At 42.8% G+C, this 21454-nt stretch carries 18 protein-coding genes; 4 read left to right on the top strand and 14 right to left on the bottom strand.

The window, feature by feature from the left end; genetic code table 11:
- The 8 genes from DWW52_RS19370 to DWW52_RS19335 form a co-directional block, all read right to left on the bottom strand.
- On the bottom strand, positions 1-546 hold the full coding sequence (locus DWW52_RS19370; protein ID WP_118717460.1) for a L,D-transpeptidase: 546 nt from the start codon (positions 544-546) through the stop codon (positions 1-3).
- 5 nt (positions 547-551) lie between these two features.
- Positions 552-2651 (bottom strand): S46 family peptidase, encoded by a 2100-nt coding sequence (locus DWW52_RS19365; protein WP_118717458.1) that lies wholly within the window; start codon positions 2649-2651, stop codon positions 552-554.
- Positions 2652-2684: 33 nt separating this feature from the next.
- Positions 2685-3794 (bottom strand): peroxiredoxin, encoded by a 1110-nt coding sequence (locus DWW52_RS19360; RefSeq protein ID WP_158582676.1) that lies wholly within the window; start codon positions 3792-3794, stop codon positions 2685-2687.
- Positions 3795-4020: 226 nt separating this feature from the next.
- Positions 4021-5529 (bottom strand): PKD-like family lipoprotein, encoded by a 1509-nt coding sequence (locus tag DWW52_RS19355; RefSeq protein WP_158582675.1) that lies wholly within the window; start codon positions 5527-5529, stop codon positions 4021-4023.
- Between the two features lie 34 nt (positions 5530-5563).
- A complete protein-coding gene (locus tag DWW52_RS19350; RefSeq protein ID WP_118717452.1) occupies positions 5564-6304 on the bottom strand; it encodes a DUF4843 domain-containing protein in 741 nt (246 codons plus the stop codon).
- Between the two features lie 7 nt (positions 6305-6311).
- Positions 6312-7772, bottom strand: a complete 1461-nt coding sequence (locus DWW52_RS19345) for a RagB/SusD family nutrient uptake outer membrane protein (protein ID WP_158582674.1) — start codon at positions 7770-7772, stop codon at positions 6312-6314.
- Positions 7773-7782: 10 nt separating this feature from the next.
- Complete coding sequence (locus DWW52_RS19340; protein ID WP_118717448.1) at positions 7783-11121, bottom strand: SusC/RagA family TonB-linked outer membrane protein; 3339 nt, start codon at positions 11119-11121, stop codon at positions 7783-7785.
- Positions 11122-11205: 84 nt separating this feature from the next.
- A complete protein-coding gene (locus DWW52_RS19335; protein ID WP_118717446.1) occupies positions 11206-12375 on the bottom strand; it encodes a FecR family protein in 1170 nt (389 codons plus the stop codon).
- Positions 12376-12489: 114 nt separating this feature from the next.
- Here DWW52_RS19335 and DWW52_RS19330 point away from each other — a divergent pair, with 114 nt between their 5' ends.
- Positions 12490-13041, top strand: a complete 552-nt coding sequence (locus DWW52_RS19330; RefSeq protein ID WP_118717444.1) for an RNA polymerase sigma factor — start codon at positions 12490-12492, stop codon at positions 13039-13041.
- Here the strand turns inward: DWW52_RS19330 and DWW52_RS19325 are convergent.
- The 5 genes from DWW52_RS19325 to DWW52_RS19305 form a co-directional block, all read right to left on the bottom strand.
- Positions 13036-13668 carry an HAD family hydrolase gene (locus DWW52_RS19325; protein ID WP_118717442.1) on the bottom strand — a complete coding sequence of 211 codons (633 nt, stop codon included), beginning with the start codon at positions 13666-13668 and terminating at the stop codon, positions 13036-13038. The two genes, DWW52_RS19330 and DWW52_RS19325, sit on opposite strands and share 6 nt — an antisense overlap.
- A gap of 403 nt (positions 13669-14071) precedes the next feature.
- A complete protein-coding gene (locus DWW52_RS19320; protein WP_118717440.1) occupies positions 14072-14578 on the bottom strand; it encodes a PaaI family thioesterase in 507 nt (168 codons plus the stop codon).
- A gap of 56 nt (positions 14579-14634) precedes the next feature.
- Positions 14635-15027, bottom strand: coding sequence for an HIT family protein (locus tag DWW52_RS19315; RefSeq protein WP_118717438.1), 393 nt, complete (start codon positions 15025-15027; stop codon positions 14635-14637).
- A 105-nt stretch (positions 15028-15132) separates the two neighbouring features.
- Positions 15133-15609: a transcription elongation factor GreA gene (gene greA / locus DWW52_RS19310; protein WP_118717436.1), complete on the bottom strand. Its 477-nt coding sequence runs from the start codon at positions 15607-15609 to the stop codon at positions 15133-15135.
- 304 nt (positions 15610-15913) lie between these two features.
- Complete coding sequence (locus DWW52_RS19305) at positions 15914-16651, bottom strand: ATP-binding protein (RefSeq protein ID WP_118717434.1); 738 nt, start codon at positions 16649-16651, stop codon at positions 15914-15916.
- An 88-nt stretch (positions 16652-16739) separates the two neighbouring features.
- Between DWW52_RS19305 and DWW52_RS19300 the strand changes: the two genes are divergently transcribed.
- From DWW52_RS19300 to DWW52_RS21090, 3 genes are read left to right on the top strand one after another with little or no spacing between them, the layout of a single operon-like run.
- The gene (locus DWW52_RS19300) at positions 16740-18338 is read left to right on the top strand and encodes a YfcC family protein (protein WP_118717432.1); all 1599 of its coding nucleotides are present in this window, start codon (positions 16740-16742) and stop codon (positions 18336-18338) included.
- 20 nt (positions 18339-18358) lie between these two features.
- The gene (locus DWW52_RS19295; RefSeq protein WP_118717430.1) at positions 18359-19210 is read left to right on the top strand and encodes a GNAT family N-acetyltransferase; all 852 of its coding nucleotides are present in this window, start codon (positions 18359-18361) and stop codon (positions 19208-19210) included.
- A gap of 52 nt (positions 19211-19262) precedes the next feature.
- Positions 19263-19421, top strand: a complete 159-nt coding sequence (locus tag DWW52_RS21090; protein WP_158582673.1) for a hypothetical protein — start codon at positions 19263-19265, stop codon at positions 19419-19421.
- A gap of 296 nt (positions 19422-19717) precedes the next feature.
- Here the strand turns inward: DWW52_RS21090 and DWW52_RS19290 are convergent, their stop codons facing one another.
- On the bottom strand, positions 19718-21112 hold the full coding sequence (locus DWW52_RS19290; RefSeq protein WP_118717428.1) for an alpha-L-fucosidase: 1395 nt from the start codon (positions 21110-21112) through the stop codon (positions 19718-19720).
- Positions 21113-21454 lie beyond the last annotated feature (342 nt).

The raw sequence follows: 21454 nt of genomic DNA, 5'->3' as shown, positions 1-21454 counted from the left end.
TTACATACTTTTATACGAGAACAATTTCTCATTCACCCCTGTTTTGTTCGCTAACGTCGCCAACACATCCCCACGGCTGGGTAAAATAACGACAAGAGTTCCCTTATCCACGATTTTCGCCAATCGCACAAGATCTGCATTTTTCAATCGAATACATCCATGCGTTTCCCGACCGGGTACCGTATTTTCATCATGTGTTCCATGAATCCCGATCCCCTTGAATCCCGGAGTACTTAACCGAATAAACAATGGACCATACGCTCCTTTTACCGGTCCGTTTCCAAAATCATACGTCCAATGTGCCGCCGGTTCTTGACTAACGACTTTAAAAATACCTTCCGGAGTCCGATTATCTCCGGCTTTTTGCTTTTGTCCGTAATTCTTTCCACAAGCAATCGGAAATTTCAACAACTCTTCCCCTTTCTCATCATACACCACCATTTGCATTTCTTCTTTCGACACAATTATATAAGCGGCCTTTTGAGCAAATACCGTTGTCGTCACCAAAGAAAGGAATAAACATGTAAGTATATATCTAAAAACCATCTGTTTTAATCTTTTAATATCTCATTAATAACATTTTCCGCATGGGCATATTTCTCCGTGATGAAAAGTAAATACCGGACATCCAAACAAATTACACGATGCAATTTTTGGTCGAAATTGAAATCACGAGTCATTGATTCCCAATTACAATCAAACACTAATCCAATCAATTCCCCTTTCGCATTCAACAAAGGACTTCCGGAATTACCTCCGGTCACATCCCCGTTCATGATAAAATCAGCAGGAACATCCCCGTTTTGGTTGTATCGACCGAAATCTTTACTTTCCCAAAGCTTTTTCAACTTATCCGGTAAATAAAAATCAGGATTATCAGATTTTGCCTTTCTAATAACCCCGCTTAAACAAGTTTGGAAAGGTTTAACGTCACCATTCTCCAACGGCAAATCACAAATCGTACCATAAGAAAGACGTATCGTTTTATCAGCATTAGGATAATAATTCTGTTGATCAAAATTCAGTATCCCTTTATTATATTCAAGAATAGCCCTCTGAGCCACGGCCCTTTTACCGTCAACCAAGCGGAACAATTCCCCACGTTTTTTTTCCAACTGTTCTGACATTTTATAAACGACATCCTCCTTGATATTCAAGCTCGGATTATCCAACGCCGCCAAAAGACGTTCTTGGTTTGCAAACACGGAATGTTCATACAAATCATCGACAAACTTATCAACATCCCCCCGATACTCATTTTTCAAGGTTTCAAAAAATTCCGGTAACAAATCTGCATTCAAATCATCCCGCACTATTTTCAACAAGGCTTTCATAACGGTACGATCAACCTTTTCGGAATAATCCTTATAATACATCTTCACATTTACCAATAGGTTTGCACGCATCTCGCCCTTATCCCGTTGCGCATGAGGAATAGCTTTCCCGAAACTAGACACAAAACGCAACATCTCGCATCCTTCACCTAATGCCTCCACGTAATATCCCATAGCTATACGATAACGAGCCGCATCTTTAATTCCCTTCTCTATATCCCGAAGCACGGATTCATAATATTGTCGCACGGAATCATTTTTACAGGAATTTAAAAAAGCTTGTTCGTATTCGGCTTTTTTCTCACAAACCTTGAGATCTTCGATCCATTGGTTCATTCCGATCGAATTCTTACAATAATTAGCCGATGAAGCAAATTTCTCCGCATATTTAATACGAAGACTTTCATCCTCCCGCATGAATTTTTGTAATATCTCCTGTCTGGCCGTGCGTATTTTAATCATCGGAGGATTCAATACATGCTGTGTTTCCCAGATTTGCATCGAAGTTGCATTTCGATTCGTGTACCCCGGATAACCGATAGACATGGCATAATCACCCTTTTTATACCCTTCCGTGGAAACTTTCAGATACACATCAGGATGATAAGGCACGTTATCGGCATGATAACCCGTTGATTTCCCATCTTTTGATACATACACTCTTAAATAAGCGAAATCACACCCGTGACGAGGCCAGGTCCAATTATCCGTTTCTCCTCCAAATTTCGCAATAGCATAAGGAGGAGCCCCTACCAAACGTACATCCGAGAAAGATTGTGCCACGTATAACACGTGAAGCGAATTATTCCGATAACTCCGAATATTCACCTGCATGCCCGGATATTGTTTCCTGTACCCGGCTACAATTCCACTCAAAATTTCAGATATTACCTTCCGATCTGCTTTTACCCCTATCAATTTTGCATTTACCTCATCAGAAACATCCTTAATCACCCGGTTAATCGAAATATTTATCCCACTCAAAGGAATCTCATCTTCTCTACGACTCGCCCAGAAGCCATCCCGGATATAATTATTTTCGTCCGAGCTACTCTGCTGTATTCCCGCATACGCACAATGGTAATTCGTCACCAACAATCCGTCTTTTGAAATAAAAGAAGCCGTCCCGTTACCATTAAAAGAAATAATGGCTTGACTCAAACTATCAACAATCACATCAACAGGAACTTTCAACCCCAGCTCTTTCATTCGAGCCTCGTTATATTGTTTCAAACGAGACAACAACCACATCCCTTCATCCGCCCGTGAGACCATTACATATATCGAGAGAAACAATAATAAAATTAACTTTTTCATTACCCCATATTTTAAAATAAATTTTCTCCTATACTATTTTCCCTCAAATAATCGCGAACAAAACTCGACTAACTTTTCTCTTTGAAGCCCTTGCGCTAAAATTTTTCCTTCCGGATCAATTACCCATATAGCAGGGATACCATCAATCCCGTATAATTGGGCCACCGGCGTGTTTTTCCCCCCTCTTAATAACTGGCAACCATGATTCCAAGTCATCCCGTCTTCCTCTATCGCCTTGATCCAAGCATCCTTTTTATCATCCAACGAAACGGAAAATACTTCTAAACCCGCATCATGATATTTGTTATATAATTCCTTTATATACACGGTCTCTTCCCGACAGGGTGCACACCAAGAAGCCCAAAAATCCAAAATAAGATATTTCCCCCTGAATGAAGAAAGCTTCACGGAACCACCATCAACGGTTTTCACTTCAAAATCAGGAGCGTTCACTCCCGGAGCCACTTTACGTAAAAGATCCGCCCGTACTTTCATTTCTTGATAATACTTGTTATCAACCAATTGAGGCGTAAATTTTTCCAAAATCCGATCTATCTGATCATATTTCAGCAACGGTAAAGATTGATAGTATAAAAACAAAGCCGTTATAGAAGTAGCATCCGCTTGTGCTAAAGAATCTTTGTAATGCATTAATTTTTCATCCAGACTATTAGAAAATGATTCATATTTTACCCGCTTAATACTATCAGGTTCCTGGTTAGATGCCATTTCCCTCATAAACCGATTCCGTTGCGCTCCGATTCGCCACATAAGTTTCTGGTATTCGTTCCATCTATCATTTTCCAGCGAACCTTTCACATCTGCATCATAAATTGTCTTCCCACTTCCCTCGATTACAATGTTTCCTTGTTCTGCCAAAAAAGCAACTGTTCCCCGCCTATCCCCGAATTTCAAATTATACTGTTCTCCCCACAATTCTCCAGGTAACTCTAACTGAAAAACCCCCTCTTTCATCACGGTCTGCATGATCGTATCAAAAGTAAATTCTCCCGTTCTACGCAACATATAAACGGTCGTTTCCTCCGGTATATCACTCATTTTACCTTCCACCCTACACGTATCATTACAACTACCCAACACAAATGCAAGAAGTAGGCAAACTACTCCACTAAACTTTTTCATACTCATCCTATTTATTAAATACAGTTTTTACATAGACGAACATATCCCTGAGAAGCTATCTAATAAGTTTTTTTCTATTAAATCACTCCCCCTTCCAACTCCCCCTTACACAGGGGGAGTGCTAATTACTTAGCGGTTTCCCCTCCTGTGTAAGGAGGGGGTAGAGGGGAGTTCCATATTAAAAAGCTTACTAAACTCTCTCTCAGCAAATACCGAATTACATTTTCTATTTTGACTTATAACTCATGTGAGCTATTTTCTTGAATCCGTCATAAATCTTAATCCGGTCAGACAATATCTCCCCGCTTGTTTCCACGATCGGGCATTCAAGTAACTTCCCTTCACCCGACGCCTCGTTATAAATTCCGACATACAAAAGCTTACCTTCATTAGCATTCCCGGAGACTTTGAACAGATGCATTGCCGTAATCTCATATCCTTCCCGCACCAACTCATCATCCAAACGATAGCGAGAGATCGCATTTCCCGTCTGCTTGAAATCACACTGTTTTACCTCTGTCGCTGTCGCGTAATAAAGAATTTCAGCACGATTCCCAACAGCAAAAGCCTTAGCATCTTTCATATCCGTACATCCACTTGCACTATACTTTCCAACACCCCGGTTTCCATCATCAAAAGCCTCAAGATTACATACATAAATAGAATAATCGGTAACGACCTCCGGATCTCGCATCACACAATACCATTTTTTCTCGAAACCATGTTCAGCGTATACCATATCTTCTCCGACATTATTCATATTAAAAGCAGCAGAAGCCCCGGCATCTTTGAAGGTTTTGAGTACCTGCTGACCATTTATATACAGGAACCTTCTTTGCAACTTGTCATAAAAAACACCAAAATAGTATCCTCGCTCCTGAGTCCCGATAAATGGCTCTGCATAATAGTCCTCCCCGAAAATGGGAACACCGAACTTCGTAAATGTAGTAGTAGCCTGACTAACAAAATAAAGCTTTCCTCCATTAATCAACAGATCATTATAACTCCATTGACCATATCCTTGGAAATTAATCTCACTATCCGGCATTCGATCTGTAAACATCTCTGCGTACGTGTCCAATATTCCCATATCACTCCCCCGTGTACGGAATCCCCCGTGGGCCCCTTGCGTATACACGTAAACATTATGTGTGTTCATCACGTACCCCACTCTTCCGGGAATCCCGGGAGCCCGATGACCATTCGTCATGGAGAAAATATTATGCTTCACTTCATCTTTATCCACATCCGCAACAACACGGTTGTTGACCAAAATACTGACATCGGTAGAATCAGAATCCCCGTGCATAATCATTAATCCCACCGGGGCAAAAGACTCGATATTAAGTTTACGACTCAACACCTCAGATACGCCATTTTGTTTATCCGTTACCGTAAACGCAAGAGTATACTCCCCGGCAGGAATCGTTACCTTGTAATTCAACTTCCTCTCTTGCCCCACGACATCGTTAACAACCTTCCCGGTTTCCGTGTTCGGCATACCCGTTCCCTGAAAAATTTTCCATTCATAAGCAAGATTGGAATCATCCCCCCCCTGTTTAACTCCCGGGTCTATAATCAAATAATCCAACTGCGTCACACGATAAGAATCTGCAATTCCGGAAGAATCAATCTCTATCGGTTGCAATTCCGAATAGGAATAATTTCCCTCATCATCCAAACAAGCCTGGAAAAAGAGAACTCCCATGATTAATATCCATATATTTCTATTCATACTCATTTCCGTTTATTCATTCGACTTATTACTTTTATCCAATACCTCCCACTCCGGTCCAAACCTGAAATTCTACTATTCCAAGCTCATCCTCCAAAGGTTTATCATGAGTTTTATTGTACTGGTAAAGTGCTTCACGCACCTTCGCGTTATAAAATCCCAATGTTGTCAAATCTTGTGGATCCGGCAATTCGACAATACCGCAAGCTTCCAGAATAAAAGCATAACGAGTCTCTGTAAACACCCCGAAACAATTTTTATAGTTGGAAGAATCCCAGTTATCCGGTTTTATATACATATCACCCCACAAGAAAATGGCCTTACTCGTTTTCTCGAAACCGACCCCGAAATACTCGTTCGGCTTGATCATCAACTCTAAACGTACACTTTTATCTTTTAACCCGGCACGATAAACAACCAAAGGAACATCAACAGAATAACTATTTGCCGGCATAACGACAGGAGTTAATTTATAATTCTCATCCTTTGCCGTACTCGTCTCTTCATTCACGACGAAATCAATCGCTCGATCATAAGGAACCGATTTCCCGATAATACGAGCTTTAAACCATAACGTATCCTCCTTGCATTCATCCCCTTTAACCGGAAATGAAAACACCATAGAGTCTCTGGGTGTGTTCTGCAACCCGTAACCGGGCATTTCAAACACCAGGTAAGGATCGTTACCATAAACTTCCACATCCTTCTCTTCACAGGAATACAAGGTAAACAACGAGGCTACAACCAATACGATATATTTTAAATGACTGTTCATAATCCTTTTATTTTGAGTTATCTGTTGTATAATAGTCTCCAAACTCTATCTCCAAATCGGGTTTCGGTAACACATAAACATTCTCCTCTGTGGCAACTTGATAACCGTAAGGAAATTTTGTCATCTCGTTACGTTTACAATAATAAAAAAGCTGTCCCTCAGCCAAGAACTCTTTCGCGTACTCTTTGGTCACTTCATCACGCAAAGTAGCCGTATTCGTCAGATCAGACACGATCCCCCGATGACGTCTCACTTCATTCAAATACTCCAAAGCCTTATCATCATCCTCTCCAATCAAACACTCGGCCATGATATACGCCATCTCCGAACGCCGGATCAAAGGCAATCTTTTGGCGTAATCAGCCTGATAACTCTCCGGTTGATAATATTTACGGATCATGTAATTCCGGGCACCAGTCTCCTGCTGTTTCATAATATAATTAACCCGGTAATCATTTCCCCCGACAGCATTTCCCCTTCCGATTTCATACCATTGCTGCATCGTGTAATTCTGACAATAAAGTTGATTCTTACTCCCGTCGGTCAAAAACCAGGTATTAGCCAAATCCTTCAAATCTTTTACATGAAGAGCAAAAATATGCTCGGTTGAAAACGTGAAATCCCGATTCTTGTCTTCCGGGGCCGATACGGCATCCGTGGTAACCCAAGGGAAAATATCATCGGCAATAGCCAATATCTCCCCGGCTGCCGATTTAGCAGTTTCCAAATCATCCCCCCACATCGCCACGCGGGCCTGAAGAGCTTTCACGGCAAAATAATTAAATCTCATTTGACGAGCATTCATAAAACCATCCCCGGAAAGGTCTTTCAACTTCCCCTCGCGAACCGGGTCTTTCTCCAAACATACCAGAGCATTCTTGATATCCTCGTTCAATAAAGCCAACACTTCTCTACCGGTATACACGTGAGGAACCTCAATCTGCAATTTTTGCACGTAAGGAATCGCTTCTTTATCCAAATCCACCGCAGAAGCAAACAACCGTAATAAATCAAAATGGATATAAGCCCTTAATCCCAAAGCCTCCCCCTTGATGATATTATAATTATCACCTGTAAAAACTGACTGGCGGTCGTCAATATTATCCAACAAATTGTTCACGTTAGCAAGCAGGTTGTACATCTTCATCCAGATGGCATCAATCTGGGAACGCACCGTTGTACTCGTCAGATACTTCCACTGCGAAACATCATAATACACCGTGTTATTAAATGCCGCATACGGCCCTGTCACCACGTCCACAAAACCATAACTCAATTCACGCCCGTAAAGAGCCTCCGCTTTCATCAACGTGTACACACCAATCAAAGCATCCTTGAAACCAGCCTCCGTTTTAAATAACTCATCCGATTTCACCTTCGTACGAGGCTGTACATCCAACCAAGACTCACAGGAACTCGTCATCACAACAAGAACCAGCAACAAACTGTATATCATTCTCTTTTTCATCTCCGGTCTTTTAAAAATTAACATTCAATGTAAACGAGCAGTAACGAGCGAAAGGATAAGAAGTACCTCTTTCTATCTTCACGGATGATAACTTCCCGATATCATTCATATTAAATGACAACTGCAATCTTTCCAATCCACACTTCTCCACAAAGCCGAATCGATAAAAATCATACCCGATAGACAAAGAGGAAAAATCAAACTCATTCAATTTCTGTACAAAACGGGAAGTAGCCTGAGTCGGCTTATTCCACGCCCCGATACTCTTGAATCGCACGTGATCCCCTTCTTGCATCCAAGCATCATAATATGCTCTTTTATCCACGTTATTATTCAACGAAGCATTCTCCACTTTATCCACCAACGTCGAATTATACATATACTCGCCAAAACGGTATAACCCGGTAAACGATACAGACAACCCCTTGTACTCCAATGAAAAACCTAAATTCCCCATCAACTTCGGCTCCGTATCTCCACAAACCACTTGATCCAGTGCGGACCACGTGTCTGTCAATGTACCATCCGGCCGAACAAAAACCTCCTTACCACTGGAAGGATCAATACCTTTCGAACGAACTGCCCATATCGCATTCAACGATTGTCCCTCCACGAAACGCACGAACGGCTTATTTGAAGTCGCGGCTTCCTTATCCTGTTCACTAGTCAAAGAACTCAATGAATTAGAAATTTTCTTGATCTTATTTTTATTAGAAGTCCCCGCTACAAATACATTCACGGACATCCGATCCTCCGGACGAGAGAAAAGCAAATAATTCACCCGGAACTCGTACCCCGTGTTCAGTAACTTCCCTAAATTATCTTTATAACTACTAAATCCCAATGAAGGAGGCGTCGTAATATCAGTAAGCAAATTATTAGTCACCGAGCGATAGTAATCGAATTTCACGTTCAAACGTCCCCACAGATTAATATCAATACCATAGTTCGTATCAAACTTCTGTTGCCATTTCAATTTACTATTGGCCAGCCCCTCCAAATACGTACCGATAAAATCCAGATAAGAATCATCCGTAAAATAATTATACAACAACATCCCCTGGTAAGAATTAAAATTCTGGGAACCCGTGTATCCCATGGAAGCTCTCAACCGCAATTGTTTTACCACTCCCGATTCCTGAAAGAATTTCTCGTTATGAACATTCCACCCTAGTCCCGCGGACCAGAAAGACCCCCAACGATTATCCGAACCGAACTGGGAAGAAGCACTTGCCCGTAACGAGAAATCAGCGAGATAGCGATCATCGTAAGAATAATTGACTGCCAGCAAAGCTCCCACTTCCCGGTCAATAGATTCGCTTCCGGTCGGTTTCGAATTATCCGCGTATTGCTTGGCAAAAATAATATTATCCATCTTGTCATTCGGGAAACCGACTGCCGAATGCTCGTACTCCTCGGAATTACTACTCCGGATATTAACTCCCAAGTTTGCGAATAAAATATGCTTATCCCAATTATGAGAATAATTCAAATTGATATCCGAACTTACCGAGAAAGATTTCCCGTACGTCTGTGTATAACTTCCGCGTTTGAAAAAATCATCCTCGGCCGTCTTAACAAATTGCAAATGACTTCCCGGTAAAAACTTCTCCCCCCCACTAATCCGGTTAGTTAACCCGACACGTCCCACCAGTTTCATCCCCGGTTGAATATTCCACTCCACATACGTGTTATTCGTGTAATCCGTGTAATTCTTCTTTAAGGTCGTGTTAATTGTTGCGTTAAACATCGGATTGTAAACATCCCCAGAAGAAACAGGTCCCACACCTAAACACTTTCGCAAAGTACCATCCTCATTATAAGGACTCCAATAAGGATTCAATTTAGCGTATTCCGAAAATTCCCCGTAAGGAGAATCCTCCGACTTCATGGTTGAAAACGTGAATTGATTCCGGAACAATAAATCCTTGTATTGATAAATCACGGTAAAACCTCCCCCAATCGTATTACGACCCGATCCTTTCATAACACCTTCTATATTATTATAAGAAAGATCAACCCCGACTCTCAATTCTTTACTACCGACTTCTAAATTAAGCGTGTGCTTATGTCCCACACCATTACGCAAAGGTTGAGACAACCAGTCCGTGTTCACCCCTCTCTCAACTTCCGCCAAATTATGGTAATACAACTGTTTCTGCTGAAAATCCCGCAAGGGCATACTATCATCATAAGCACCTAACTTGTATTCCAGATCCAATTTCTCCCGGGCATTACACAAATTATAACTGCTTAGATCCGGCATTTCCAGATTCAAAGAACCGATATAATTCACCCGCAATTCCCCGGATTGTACTCTTACCGTTTCAATAACCATTACCCCGTTAGCCGCCTTAGAACCATAAATAGCCTTGGCCGCGGCATCCTTCAACAATGTAACACTCTCAACCCGGTTAATATCCAAGTCGATCACTTTTTCCAACGTGGTTTCGAAACCATCCAAAATAAACAATGGCAGATTCGGATTTGACGTGTACTGCCCTTTTATATCGGGGAAAGAAGATGTCCCGCGCAATTCCATGTCCGGCAACCTGTTCGGGTCCGAACCGAAAGAAAGATTTTCAGAAATATTCAATGCCGGATCCATATTTCTTAAACTCTGGATCAGGTTTTGATTTCCACGCTTTAACAACTCTTTACGAGTAACCGTTGTCGCTGATCCGGTAAAACTCTCGGCTCTACGTTCGAACACCCCGGTCACGACAACTTCTTCCAGACTCTCCGTGTTTTCTGTCAAAACTACCCGCAAAGGTTTCTCATCCTTCACCGTAACCTCCCGGCTCTCCATTCCCACGAATGAAAAAACCAAAGTCACCTCCCCCTCCAACGCAAGCGATAATTCAAATTTCCCGTCCACGTCAGTCGCTCCCCCGAAAGTAGTTCCTTTCACAACAACCGTTACCCCAGGCAAAGGCTCCCCTTTCGTATCGGTCACCATTCCCGTAAACACCCTGGGTTTTCTTGCTGTTTTCTGTTCGTCGGGAAGCTTTTTCACGACATACACCCCGTCTACATTCGAAAAACCGAATCCACTTCCCTCCAAAATCTTCCCAAGGGCCTCATCAATCGAAACATGAACCAGATTCAAATCTTTACACTTTTTGTCACCTAAAAGCTCTTCGCTGAAAAGAATCTGCACTCCGGTTAAATCTTTGAACTTGACCAAGGCATTGTTTAAACTCTCTGATTTTACAGTAAAATTAACCATTCTGGTAGAATCCGTCGTTGCCGCATAAGACAAGGCAAAAGAGAACAATAAAAAAACTACCAGTGAAATTTTTTGTAAAAATACAGACCGCACATGCCTGTTACGTGTCCTTTTTTTCATACATTTGTAAAATTAATTTGTTAATATTAATGATGTAGAGAATGCTGTCTAAAGTTTGCCGACCATAAGATGCATTCTCTGCTTTTATTTTCTCATCACTTTTATCGTATTATTCTCGACCAAAAACTTAATATCAAATCCTTCCTCAAAAAATCGTAACAATGTTTCTATCTTGTCATAACGATTCAACGTACCTGACAACTTAAAATCTTTCAAACTCGGGTCCACGAAATCAACCTCCACGTTATACCATCTCTGCAACATCATCATAACACTCTCCAACCGCTCGCTCTCGAAACAGAACTGACGATTCTTCCAGGCAATCTCATTATAAATCTTCACCTGCTTTATTTCAGGCGTATTAGCTCCCTCGACCAGACTCAACTGATAGCCCGGTTTGATTTTCAACTCGGCGATCTGTTCACTGCGGAATCCGATATTTCCTTCTACCAAGGTAGCTTTCAACTTTTTCTCCTCCCGGTAAAACTTCACGTTAAACTCTGTCCCGTAAACTTTCACCTCACCCAGTTCCGTTTCAACAATAAAAGGTTTATCACGATTTTTCGCAACTGCAAAATAAGCCTCTCCCGACAAATACACTCTTCTTTCTTTTCCCACGAAGGTTGTCGGTATTCTCAATTGCGTCTCCGAATTCAACCAAACCATTGTCCCATCGCTCAATTCAACCTGATACTCTCCTCCTCTCGGAATCATGATCGTATTATAATTCAAAGCTACCTGTTCCTTCCCGACGTATCGAATCTTCCCTCCCTCCTTTTCAACCTCAACTCCTTCAACCTTGTACTGGGCGGAATCTACCAGCCATTCCACATCAACTTTTTTCCCATCAGCCAAAAGTATAATAGCTTTATTACCTCCGGGAAGAATTTCTCTTGAAACTTTCGCTTCAAGAACCTCCTGTTCCTCTTCCTGATGAAAGAACAACATTCCTCCCCCGATAGCCAGAACTAATAATAAACAAGCCGCATAGCGATAAATATTCCGAATTTTCCGGCGATGCTCTCTCCTCTCCTTCTCCACGTAATCATCAAAACGAGTCATCACCTTAGGTAGATTTGATTCCCAAGAAGAAGTACTTTCATCTGCTTGCCAGGTTGCTCGCACCCGTTCAAAATAAATCCGGTGACGTTCATCTTCTCCCAGCCACTTCTGCAACTCCATTTGTTCATCAGGAGTTAATTCCCGACGCACTTTCTTGAGTAGAATGTCCCAACTAACCTTATTTTTATCCATAAACCAAAACTCTTTATCTGACGCTAGATTTTATATGCAATTAACATGAGATTCAAAAACGGATGACACAATACAGAAAAAAAAATTTATCTTTGCCCAAAATAAGATATCGTGATGGATTATTCCACGGAAAAAGATGAACTAGGACACTTGATTAAAAAACGTAACCAGCAAGCCTTTCACGAGCTTTACAAAACGTCTTTTAACAGGCTACAAAAATATGCCATGCGCTATCTCTACGATTGGGATGAAGCCGAGGATCTGGTACAAGATGCTTTCCTATCCCTATGGTCTCACCCGGAACGATATAACGAGAAATTACCCGTATTTTATTATTTATTGGGTATAGTCAGGAACAATTGCATGAATTACCTCCGGGACCTAAACATACAATATAAACATCAGGACAAAATCATCGAAGCCATGTTATTCTCAAGCGTAGAAGACCCGGAAATTGATGAAGACATCCATGCAAGACTCAAATATATACTAGAATTACTACCGGAAAAACAACGTGAAGTCCTACTATTGCACATCGTGGAAAAAAAGAAGGTCCGGGAAATCGCCGAAGAGATGAACATTTCCGAAGCAACCGTGAAAACACACTTCCAACGAGCTTTAGCCCAACTTAGAAGTAGCCTGAAATTCATCCTTTTCGGCCTATAACGCTACCAACAATTGCCCCATTTGTTCCAACACCATCCCTTTCTCCCGCAAGCGTTCCGCACTATTATGCCCCCCGGAATAAAGACAGACGTCAAACCCCAAAGCCTCGGCCACTTCGGCATCGTGCAACGTGTCGCCCACCATCAACGTCTCAGACGGGTCTATCGGGAAAGTCCGTAGCATCTCCTCGCCCCGAGCCACCTTCCCGTCCGCGTAAATATTATTCGAACCGCACACGCCATCAAAATACCCCCGGATGTGAAACCGCTCTAGCATATTGATTAATAAATCTTCCTGCAAGGCTGATAATATATACTGGCGTACCCCTCTCTCCTTTAATCCTTCCAACACCGGCATGATTCCGGGAGTCAACTCCACGTCTTTCGCCAAGGCATTATAAGTATTCACGAAATTGATCGAAACCTCTTCCCAGTCATCCCTGGAAAAATCAAAACCGATTAACTCGTAATACGCTTTTACCGGGAATCCGAAAATCGACTTATAATTATCAACCGTCAGCCGCTTCAAATTCTTCTGCTCCAACATCCGGTTTATCGTGTCCACGCTAATTCGCACGTCATCCAACAATGTCCCGTTCCAGTCCCAAACAATATTCTTATACTTCATGTCACTCGTTATTTCTCAATAAAATAAATATTACAGCACATGCTTAACACCCTTGACAAAGATAATCATTTCTCTCCTGAAAATAAAAATACACGTTCCCGACCCACCATGCTCTAATTAATAAAAAGCCTTGCCCATTACCCTCCAATTAAATACCGTTTGACTCGTACTTGACGCGTTCATAATTCATGCCGCCAATTCCCCGCTTCTATTAAAAGGGCATCTTGCCCGTTAAAATGGCGGCTAAGTGGCGGCCAAGTGGCGGCTAGGTGTGGGCGAAGTCGCCTAATAGGGAGACAATTCACACGCAATGGTCAGGCAAAATGGTTAAGCATGTATTTTGATGAACCAAGTTTTCAACAGGCCGTTATATATAATCATGCAACTTAAAAACCGTTTCTCTTTATTCAGAAACGGTCTTTTTTATCTCTTCCTTGTGAAACGCCTCGATCCCCGTCCATCCTAGACGTTGGCGAGCCACATTTTCCGGGAAAATACGGTAAACAACATCCGCCTCGCTACCCAAAGTTCCGTCCGCGTTGAATAATTCCACGTGCATCTTTGCCAGGCGAGAGTTTTGTTCCACGACACGGGAACGCAAGAAAAGTTCGCCCCGATCCGTGTAAACGGTTGAGCGGTATTTCGTGTTCAATTCAACAGTCACCCCGGCACTCTTCACTTTTGCGAAAACATTCCAACAAGCAATCTCGTCAATCAACGTGGCCTGTATCCCGCCATGTAACACGTGGAAAAAACCTTGAAACTCGGGACGAGGTGTCCAGTAACAGGTAATATATTCCCCTTCCTCGTAAAATTCACATTGCAAACCATGCTCGTTACCGGAAGCACAACCGAAACAATTATACCCCTCGTGTTGTTCGTAAGCGTTATATAATTTTTTCTTTTCCATTTCCTGATAAAAAAAGGGACGTAATCGCGTCCCTCATGATAAATTGTCTAATATTTTTACAAGTTGCTATTGATCAACTTGGCACAAGCCTCCATTTCCTCTTTCGGGAATTGTTTTTTCGGGTTACTAAAGTTCAAATCATTACCTTCAACCAAAGGAACCAAGTGTACGTGAGCATGTGGAACATCCAATCCCAACACGGCAACACCAACCCGCTTGCAAGGAATGCTTTTCTTGATCGCCTTGGCCACTTTTTTAGCAAACACCATCAACCCGGCCAACTCCTCATCGGTCAAGTCAAACAAATAATCTTCCTCTCTTTTGGGAACCACTAATGTGTGTCCTTTTTGTAGCGGACTAATATCCAAGAACGCATAATAGTTCTCGTCCTCGGCTACCTTGTAAGAAGGTATTTCTCCATTTATAATTTTAGTGAAAATCGAAGCCATAATTAATTTCAGATTTTAGATTCCAACCGCACGAGACCGGAGCCTATTCCATGATTTAATGATTTCGGATTAACGGCCTTGTCGTTCCCCATTTCAAATTCTTAATTAAATAGAAATGTCCATAATCTCGAACTCCATCATCCCGGCCGGCACCTGTACTTCCACCTTCTCCCCAAGCTTCTTGCCAATCAGTGCTTTCGCGATAGGAGTCGTGATCGACAATTTCCCCGCTTTGAAATCGGCTTCACTCTCTGACACCAGCGTGTAAGTCATGGTAGCCTTCGTCTTCGTGTTCTTGATCGTTACCTTGTTCAAAATTTGCACCTTTGACGTGTCAATCTGAGACTCGTCAATAATCCGGCAACTGGCAATTGTATCTTGTAGCTGGGCGATCTTTGCCTCAAGCATACCCTGAGCATCTTTCGCCGCATCGTACTCTGCATTCTCGGAGATATCTCCTTTTTCAATGGCTTCACCTATTGCTTTTGAAATCTTAGGGCGCTCCACGTTCTGCAGATTGTCCAGCTCATCTTGCAACTTTTTTAGCCCTTCTTTTGTTACATAAGATACCTTCTTTGTCATAACATATAATATTAAATAACTTGATTCATTTATAAAAAAATAAATGACACTTATCCTCCAATAAGTGCCTTTATCTAGTTAAGAATTCCATACTCTCTGGAATCCTCACCTCCTGATGACAAATTTAAGACCTTTTTTTGAATTAAAAAAGTTTTGGGCGAAATATTCCGAATAAATATTTTCAAACAATCCGATTAGACATATTTACCTGAGATATAAGTATATCCTATTCATTTCTCGAAACAGATGTTTTCGTTTGAAGAGTCATGTGCAAAGCTAAAAAACACGATTGCATCCTTTCGCGTCAAGGTAAATACTCTTCCCGGATATTTTGCATCGCCGCAAAAATATTACTCCGGGCATGAGGAGTTATCGCTGTCATCTGGTCGATAATTTTACCCACCGCATCCCGGTTTGTCGCTTTCTCGTGAGGGCAATGCTTTTTCTGTTTCTTGAACTGACGCATTTCAGCATATCGCAAAGTCTCGTCATTCGAGAGATAAATCAACGGACGTATTAGCGTGAAAGTATTCTCGAACATCTCTAACCGGGCAGACATACTACAAATCGTCCCGTTGAACATCATGCTCATCACGAGACTCTCCACGGCGTCATCCCGGTGATGTCCCAAGGCCAGTTTCTTACAATCATACTCTTTCGCGATATCAAACAGCATTTTCCGCCTGTGCCAAGAGCAAACAAAACAAGCGGGTTTCTTGGGATTCACCGATGTATCCACCCGAATAGTCCGGTATACATACTCCACCCCCAAACGCTCGCAAAAGGCCCGTAAATAACCACTATCCACCTCGTATGCCACGTCCTCCACGGCAATATGGGCGGCGACCACCGTGTAATTTTGCTTGGGATCTTTCGCTCGCATAGCCAAAACCTCCAACAACGCCAACGAATCCTTTCCCCCGGATACCCCGACCAGTATTCGATCCCCGTCGACAATTAAATTATAATCATGTATCGCTTTCCCCACCTTCCGGAAAAAATCCCGGGTAAACAACTTGTCTTGCTTCTCTTCTGTAATCATACCTTCATCTATTATACTCCGACAAAAATAATTAAAATCTTCACTTTTTTTCGTAAGTTTGGTCCCTCAATCTAAAATACAGACTATCATGCTAAAGAAAGTTCCGCATACCTATACCATTGTATTTTCAATCATTATCATTTGTGCCATCCTCACCTGGATTATCCCAGGGGGAGAATACGCCCGTGAAACCGTGGAAGTCAACGGCGTGTCAAGAACCGTGATCGTCAATGATTCATTTCACGAGGTGGCCAAAAGCCCTCAAACGTGGCAAGTATTTTCGGCACTTTTTAACGGGTTCGAAAAACAAGCGGGGATTATTGCCTTTATCCTGATCATCGGGGGCGCTTTCTGGATCATGAACAACAGCAAGGCGATTGACGTGGGCATCTTCTCTTTCTTGCGATCCACGCAAAAACTGGAACATGTCGGAATCATCCGACGACTTGGAGTGAACAATATTATCATCACGCTGGTCATGTTGCTATTCAGCAGCTTCGGGGCCATTTTCGGGATGAGCGAAGAGACATTGGCTTTTGTTATTATTATCGTCCCGCTAGCCATATCCATGGGATACGATTCACTCACGGGCGTATGCATGGTCTACGTTGCCGCGCATGTCGGGTTCGCTGGAGCCATATTGAACCCGTTCACGATCGGTATCGCGCAAGGACTATCCGACCTACCCCTGTTCTCCGGGTTTGAATACCGCCTTTTCTGCTGGGGGATATTAAACGTGATCATGATCGCGTGGGTATTACGTTACGCGGCCAAAGTGAAAAAGAATCCAAAAGCCTCTTTAGTTTATAATCTCGATAGCCATTGGCGAAAAGAGAAAATGGCCGATACCGAAGAAATTGAATACAAGAGTTACACGTCCTCCTGGATCGTTTACTTCTTCATCCTTACCGGACTCGTGTTGTTTTCTTTCTATTACCCCCGCACGACCTTATCCATCGGGGAACATTCCAGCTTGACAACATTCGTGTTACCAGCCCTGACAATCCTGTTCGCCCTCATCGGCTATTTCTCATTACGGAAATCATATCATTTCTTTATCCTGACCATATTAGGTTTCACCATATTATTCCTCATCGTGGGAGTTATGGGATACGGGTGGTATTTGCCGGAAATCTCCGGCCTGTTCCTTGCCATGGGCATACTCTCCGGCTTCGCGGCAAAAGAAAATGCGGATAATATCGTGAAGCTGTTTATCGCCGGGGTAAAGGACATTCTATCGGCAGCGTTAATCGTTGGCCTGGCGGGCGGTATCATCATCGTTCTACAAGAGGGACATATCATCGACCCCATCCTGCACTCGCTGGCTAACCTGATGAGTGAAGCCGGACGGGTTCTATCTCTCGGAATCATGTACATGATTCAAACGTTGATTAATATCATTATTCCCTCCGGCTCGGCAAAAGCCGCTTTAACCATGCCGATCATGGCTCCTTTCTCCGATGTAATCGGGTTGTCCCGCCAAGCTACCGTTATGGCTTTCCAATTCGGGGACGGATTCACGAATATGATTACCCCGACTTCGGGAGTATTGATCGGGGCTCTCGGAATCGCCCGTATTCCTTATGATATCTGGGTGAAATTCTTCTGGAAATTCATCTTACTTCTCGTGATCCTAGGATTCGTCCTGTTGATCCCCACGGCCACGATGCAATTGAACGGATTTTAAACAAACGTAATAAAATAGATATGGAAATCAAATCTTTGGACAACACGAGCCACGACAAGTTATTCCAGGCATTTGAACAGGCATTCGCCGATTATGAATTACAACTGAACAAAGCAGAACTCCTCACCATGTTAAAACGGCGTGGTTTTAATCCGACACTTTCTTTCGCGGCATTTGACGGGGATAAAATCGTCTCGTTCACTTGCAATGGGATCGGTGATTTCAATGGTACCCGCATGGCTTACGACACGGGAACCGGAACGCTGAAAGATTACCGGGGACAAGGATTAGCCACACAAATATTTGAATATTCTATTCCCCATTTAAAAGAAGCGGGTATTAAAGAATACTTATTGGAAGTATTACAACATAACACGGGAGCCGTCTCCGTTTACAGCAAACTAGGTTTCGAGGTAACACGTGAATTTTATTATTTCAAGACGGAACCGGAACGAATCAACAAGGAGGTCAAAACTCCCGACTTCCCTTACACGCTAGGAGTTATCAACATCAACGAGTATGATTCAATACCCGGCTTCTGGGATTTCAATCCGTCATGGCAGAACAGCATCGAATCCATAAACCGAGCGCCCGAAGATTTTATCTGTTTAGGCGTTTTCACGGAAGGCAGGCTTGTCGGTTACGGGGTTTTCGACCCCACATCCGGGGATGTCACCCAAATAGCGGTAGACAAACCATACCGTCGCAAAGGAATCGGGTCATTGTTGTTACAAAAAATGATCGAAGCCAATAAATACACCTCGATAAAAATCGTGAACACGGACATTGCCTGTGATTCGATCACCGTTTTCCTTAAAGCAAAAAACATTGAACCGACAGGTAAACAATTTGAAATGATCAAGAAGTTATAATCAGCCTCGATAGAGACTCAACTCGCCCTCTGTTTATAAAGGGAAACTAGCGATGAAGCGAGAACAGATGGAGAGTTTGTTCACGGTCTGTCGAGCGCAAGCTAGTTCGAGACCGTTTCGGGCTCAATACGATGAAGCGGGGAGGGAGTTTCTTATCACTACCTCCAAAAACTCCTCTATCGGCTATGCCGTCACCTCCTTTATAAACTAGGGCACTGAAAAAATCCTTTTGGAGAGGAATAACTACCCCCTCCGGCCCCCCTTACACAGGGGGTGAGTTAGTGAGTGAAGAGATCCCTTACACGGGGAACGAGTTTGCGAGTGAAGAGATTTCTTACACAGGGGGAAAACTGATTATCACGCGGTTTTCCCATCTGTGTAAGGAGGTGCTAGGGGTGGTCGTTCAAGAAAATAGGACTTTCCCCGCACCCTCATAAACAGAGGAGGAGCTAGAATACGATATTTAATACTCCTCCAGCAAAAAAGATGTAAATAAAGAGCATGATATCAATCCACCTTGTCTATACAAAGGCTCCAAGCGTGTTCACAAGGTGGATTTTTCACGAATGCTGTCGGCAGGGTAACTAACACACCATTCCCAACACGTTTATACGTGAGGTTTCCTTTGTATCCCAACAAAGAAATCTTCGCTCCCCTAGCTGGCTTAACACTATACAACATCACGCAGGAAGGCGGATTAAGTTCGTTTTCGTCATTCAGGTAAACAGCATACACTTTCCCGTTATTTTTATGTTTCGTGTAGCAAATTTTAGCTTCCTTGTACGGGGCAACCGGACGAGTCTCGTAAATAGCCTCTCCATTAATCTTCATCCATGCTCCCATATCCTTCATGAGTTTGATCCCCTCCGGCGGAATCTCCCCGTTGCCATCCACACCCACGTTCAACAAGAAATTACCACCTTTGCTGACAATATCTACAAGATAATGCACCAATTCACGGGTTGACTTGTATTTATCCCCCGGCAGGTAAGACCATTGATTTGCCATTGTCATGCAAGTTTCCCACGGGTAGTCCCACGGTTTCTCGGGAATCTTCTGTTCCGGGGTCCGGTAATTCTCGTACTTCCCGCCAATCCAACGATCCACGACCAACAATCCCGGCTGATGCTTCCGGGCCATGGAAACAATCCGATCCATTTTTATATCCTGATCCCGGTTATCCGGGCTGACCCAACCGCCATCCAGCCAGATAATATCGACCTTCCCGTACCCGGTCATCAGTTCCTCGATCTGGTTATAAGCAAAATCACAAAACTTTTCCCACATCCACGGGTGATTCTTGATCTTGTAATTCACGTTCCGATCGCCATGCTGCCAACGTTCCGACCAATAGTAAGGACTATTCCAATCCGGTTTCGAGAAATAAGCCCCAATCATAAAATCTCGTTTTTGAAATGCACCGTATAGCTCTTTCAACACGTCCGGTTTCGCTGCCATATGATAGGGACATTCACGGGAAGTAATTTTATAATCAGTCTCTTTCGTGTCCCACATACAGAAGCCGTCATGATGTTTCGTCGTGAACACGAAATACTTCATTCCCGCCTCTTTTGCCAAATCCGCCCAAAGCTCCGGGCTAAACTTCTCCGGATTGAACGTCTTTTTCAAATCCACGTAATTCCGGTAATACTCGTCATAAGAGATCGTAGAATCCCTTTGAATCCAATCCACGTCCTCCGTGCAGATTGTCCAAGACTCGCAATATCCTTTCTGGCTATACGGGCCCCAATGCACGAAAAAACCGAATTTCAAATCCTGCCATTGTTCCAATTTCGCCTTTACCGCCGGGTCTTGTTCCCAATAATATTCCATTCCCTCGTACTGGGCTTTCAATGACGTTCCCCCAAGCACGAGTAACACGCATAGAAGTAATTTTCGCATTATCTTTAGCATTTTAATATTTTACACAACAAATGCAAAGATAAAAAAAGAAGTAACTAATCCCACGAATCAATAAAACAAAGGAGGTGTATAACAAGTCCTTTTCCTACAAAACAACTACCCCCTCCAGCTCCTCCCCCTTACACAGGAGGAAAGCTGAGTCCCAAGCGGTTTCCCCTCCCGTGTAAGGAGGGGAAAGGGGTGGTAGTTCCATGTAAATTGACTTGTTAGACCCTCTCTCCTTTACACAATCAACCCATTACTATTATATCTTTTCAATCACTTCAATTTTTCAGAGACTAAGGCTCTTAATTTCTCTCCTCTCAGATTCTTCGCGATTAT

The organism is Odoribacter sp. AF15-53 (assembly GCF_003479425.1).
In the GTDB taxonomy this organism is placed as follows: Bacteria; Bacteroidota; Bacteroidia; order Bacteroidales; family Marinifilaceae; genus Butyricimonas.
Note: the sequence above shows the minus strand (reverse complement) of the source record. Positions and strands in the feature narration are given on the sequence as shown.

Coding starts and splice junctions, on each gene's coding strand:
- DWW52_RS19370 (WP_118717460.1), bottom strand. CDS start 546: ATGGTTTTTAGATATATACTTACATGTTTATTCCTTTCTTTGGTGACG.
- DWW52_RS19365 (WP_118717458.1), bottom strand. CDS start 2,651: ATGAAAAAGTTAATTTTATTATTGTTTCTCTCGATATATGTAATGGTC.
- DWW52_RS19360 (WP_158582676.1), bottom strand. CDS start 3,794: ATGAAAAAGTTTAGTGGAGTAGTTTGCCTACTTCTTGCATTTGTGTTG.
- DWW52_RS19355 (WP_158582675.1), bottom strand. CDS start 5,529: ATGAATAGAAATATATGGATATTAATCATGGGAGTTCTCTTTTTCCAG.
- DWW52_RS19350 (WP_118717452.1), bottom strand. CDS start 6,304: ATGAACAGTCATTTAAAATATATCGTATTGGTTGTAGCCTCGTTGTTT.
- DWW52_RS19345 (WP_158582674.1), bottom strand. CDS start 7,772: ATGAAAAAGAGAATGATATACAGTTTGTTGCTGGTTCTTGTTGTGATG.
- DWW52_RS19340 (WP_118717448.1), bottom strand. CDS start 11,121: ATGAAAAAAAGGACACGTAACAGGCATGTGCGGTCTGTATTTTTACAA.
- DWW52_RS19335 (WP_118717446.1), bottom strand. CDS start 12,375: ATGGATAAAAATAAGGTTAGTTGGGACATTCTACTCAAGAAAGTGCGT.
- DWW52_RS19330 (WP_118717444.1), top strand. CDS start 12,490: ATGGATTATTCCACGGAAAAAGATGAACTAGGACACTTGATTAAAAAA.
- DWW52_RS19325 (WP_118717442.1), bottom strand. CDS start 13,668: ATGAAGTATAAGAATATTGTTTGGGACTGGAACGGGACATTGTTGGAT.
- DWW52_RS19320 (WP_118717440.1), bottom strand. CDS start 14,578: ATGGAAAAGAAAAAATTATATAACGCTTACGAACAACACGAGGGGTAT.
- DWW52_RS19315 (WP_118717438.1), bottom strand. CDS start 15,027: ATGGCTTCGATTTTCACTAAAATTATAAATGGAGAAATACCTTCTTAC.
- greA (WP_118717436.1), bottom strand. CDS start 15,609: ATGACAAAGAAGGTATCTTATGTAACAAAAGAAGGGCTAAAAAAGTTG.
- DWW52_RS19305 (WP_118717434.1), bottom strand. CDS start 16,651: ATGATTACAGAAGAGAAGCAAGACAAGTTGTTTACCCGGGATTTTTTC.
- DWW52_RS19300 (WP_118717432.1), top strand. CDS start 16,740: ATGCTAAAGAAAGTTCCGCATACCTATACCATTGTATTTTCAATCATT.
- DWW52_RS19295 (WP_118717430.1), top strand. CDS start 18,359: ATGGAAATCAAATCTTTGGACAACACGAGCCACGACAAGTTATTCCAG.
- DWW52_RS21090 (WP_158582673.1), top strand. CDS start 19,263: ATGAAGCGAGAACAGATGGAGAGTTTGTTCACGGTCTGTCGAGCGCAA.
- DWW52_RS19290 (WP_118717428.1), bottom strand. CDS start 21,112: ATGCGAAAATTACTTCTATGCGTGTTACTCGTGCTTGGGGGAACGTCA.